Origin of the sequence: Phenylobacterium sp. (assembly GCF_030697925.1) — a bacterium.
In the GTDB taxonomy this organism is placed as follows: domain Bacteria; phylum Pseudomonadota; class Alphaproteobacteria; order Caulobacterales; family Caulobacteraceae; genus Phenylobacterium.
On record NZ_JAUYOJ010000071.1, the window covers coordinates 1 to 2,649 of the forward strand.

The following is a 2,649-nucleotide window of genomic DNA, read 5'->3' on the forward strand; positions in this document are numbered from 1 at the left end:
CTCGTCATAGTCGAAGGCGCCCGACATGTCGGCGACGCCAGCGGGGACGGTGGGTTCGGCGGAACGGGGCATGAACGCCAAGGTAGGATCGATCATGCCGCGATGCTAGCGCGCGATGATCCCAAACCTGTCAGCAGGGTGTCACGGAAGCGCCCTGCCAGATGCTCCCCTTCTGGGGGAGCTGTCAGCGGAGCTGACTGAGGGGGACTTTGACTCTTGTTTGTGGGCGTGAACCCCCTCCGTCACGTCGCCCAAAGAGGCGACGCGCCACCTCCCCCAAATCGCGCTGCGCGCTGGGGGAGGACCTAGCGCTTAGTTTCGGCCCGGCGTTCCAGGGCTTCGCACTTGACCGGCGTCACCACCGGCCAGGGTCCGGGGTCGGCGCCGATCCGACGGATGGCTTCATCCTCGGTGATCCCTTCGCGGGCGGCCAGCTGGGCGGCGGCGCGGTCGGCGAAGGCGCGGCCCGAGCGCATGGCCAGGTCGAAGCGGGCGCGGGCCTCAGGGTCGTCGCGGCGACGCAGGGCCAGACCATCCGTGCCCAGGGAGACATGGGCGGCGTCGCGGCCCCAGTCGCTGGCGAAGGCGGGGGTGGCGCGCAGGTAGCGCTGCATGGCGCAGGCCTGCTGCACCCGCCAACTGGCCGCGGGCGCGGCTTGAGCGGGCAGGGCCGCGCCGGCGAGAATCAGGACCAGGACCGTTTGTTTCAGCATCGGGCGAAACTAGCGGTCAGAAATACGGCGCCCCCGTGGCGGCGATCGCGACGACCGCGATCAGGACCGCCAGGGCGAAGGTGACGTGAAGCACGGCGAACTCCCCCAAGACTCGCTTCCTTGCGGTTACGAGTCTGGGGGAGCGCCCGGACGCACGCATGACCCAACCGGACTATGCCGGGAAGGCGAGGGCGCCCTTCGGTCCTCGCCCCGGCGGCGAGGACCCTGTCGCTATTTGTCGGCCGCCTTGCTGACGACCGTGCCGACCGCCGCGCCGGCGACAGCGCCGACCGGACCGCCGACCACCGCCCCCGTGGCGGCGCCCGTGGCGGCGCGCTGTTCCACATTGTGGCCGCAGGCGGCCAGGGTGAGGGCCAGGCCCGCGGCGGCGATCAAGGTCAGGGTCTTGCGCATAGGTTCAGCTCCAGAAGCTTCAAGCGTCGCAACGGGAACGGCGGGCTGCGACGGAGGTTCCGGAAGGCTCTCCGGGGTGCGCGTTAAGCTTAACCCACGGAAATATCTCATGCTGCAGCGCAATATAAGCTTGCGAATCGTGGCCAAGCCTGTCAAAAGCACATCAACTTCGCCGTAGCCTGCCACTCCACGTGTAATCGGACAGGCTCTGGTCACAACGCCGCCAGCATGAGCAGGGGCCTTGTGACGACGATGTCTGGGGGCGCGACCGCCCTCGTCACACGGGACTAGATTTCCTTTGCAATTCAGTATCAAGGCGCGCGCCGATCGGCGTGCGTCAATCAGCGCTGCTTTGATCGGCTCCGGCATCGGCCTTGCGCTCGGCGCGGCCTACATGGCCGGCGGCATGGCGCGCGCCGCGTCCGACCACGCCCGGGCCGAGCGCCTGGCCGAGGCGGCGGCCGGCGGCTTCTCCGAATCCGTGTTGCAGCGCGAAGCCGCCGCCATGGATCCGGGGGTGCTGCGCGTGGCCCGCCGCCACGACCCGTTCACCATGACAGAGGCCGCTGAGCGCGACCGCCAGAGCGCCGACCTGGTCGCCCGGCTGGACGCCGCCCCCGTCGCGGCCCAACCCCTCAAGCAGCGCGCGGCCTTCGTCCGTCCCGCCGCGCCGTTCCAGCCGTCCGGCGCGCTCAGCGCCTCCCGCGAACTCGAATGCCTGACCCAGGCGGTCTATTTCGAGGCCCGCGGCGAAACCCCGGCCGGCCAGGCGGCCGTCGCCCAGGTGGTGCTGAACCGCGTGCGCCACCGGGCCTTCCCCAACAGTGTATGCGGCGTGGTCTATCAAGGTGCGGCCCGCAGCCGGGGCTGCCAGTTCAGCTTCGCCTGCGACGGCTCCATGCGCCGGGGCCGCGAGGCCGGGGCCTGGCTCCGCGCCCAGCGGGTCGCGGCCAAGGCCCTGTCGGGCGTGGTCATGGCGAGCGTCGGCGACTCGACCCACTTCCACACCACCAACGTGGCGCCGAACTGGGGTCCGCGCATGCTGCGCACCGCCCAGGTGGGCCTGCACGTCTTCTATCGTTTCGGCCGCGACGCCGGGCGTTCCTATGCCGCGGGCCGCAAGGTTCCGGCGCCGGAGCTCATGGCCGAGCCGACCTATGCCAGCTTCACCTCCGCGCCGGGAATCCCCGCGCCGACCGAGATCGCCGGCGAACTGCGGCTGTCTTCGGCGGTGACCGTCGAGCCCAAGGCGGAGACACCCGCCGCCACGCCCGACACGGCCAAGGCCGAACCCGCCGCCGGCAAGGTGACCCCCACCAGCGCCCCGACCCCGCCCAAGCCGCAGGCCTCGACGCCGTCCTAAGGCGGCGGACATCCCTCAAGTTGCTCCCCCTCTGGGCTACCGGATGCACGGAAGTGATTCCCTGGGTTGAGCGGAGCTGATCCAAGGGTCCGATCTTTGGGGGGGTCGGATGGATTGGTTTGGGCCGGGGGATGCACGGAGGTCGGCGCGTGGGGCGTG

Annotated in this window: 3 protein-coding genes; 1 reads left to right on the top strand and 2 read right to left on the bottom strand. The window is 70.6% G+C overall.

The window, feature by feature from the left end; translation table 11 throughout:
- Positions 1–305: 305 nt before the first annotated feature.
- Together Q8Q88_RS07055 and Q8Q88_RS07060 are read right to left on the bottom strand one after the other, a co-directional pair.
- Positions 306–713, bottom strand: a complete 408-nt coding sequence (locus tag Q8Q88_RS07055) for a hypothetical protein (protein ID WP_305674494.1) — start codon at positions 711–713, stop codon at positions 306–308.
- A gap of 231 nt (positions 714–944) precedes the next feature.
- Positions 945–1,127, bottom strand: a complete 183-nt coding sequence (locus Q8Q88_RS07060; protein WP_305674495.1) for a hypothetical protein — start codon at positions 1,125–1,127, stop codon at positions 945–947.
- Positions 1,128–1,479: 352 nt separating this feature from the next.
- On the opposite strand from Q8Q88_RS07060, the gene Q8Q88_RS07065 reads away from it, so the two are divergent.
- The gene (locus Q8Q88_RS07065) at positions 1,480–2,490 is read left to right on the top strand and encodes a cell wall hydrolase (protein WP_305674496.1); all 1,011 of its coding nucleotides are present in this window, start codon (positions 1,480–1,482) and stop codon (positions 2,488–2,490) included.
- Positions 2,491–2,649: the final 159 nt, after the last annotated feature.

Bases quoted from the DNA above. Each gene is read 5' to 3' on its own strand.
- Q8Q88_RS07055 (WP_305674494.1), bottom strand. From the start codon at position 713: ATGCTGAAACAAACGGTCCTGGTCCTGATTCTCGCCGGCGCGGCCCTG.
- Q8Q88_RS07060 (WP_305674495.1), bottom strand. From the start codon at position 1,127: ATGCGCAAGACCCTGACCTTGATCGCCGCCGCGGGCCTGGCCCTCACC.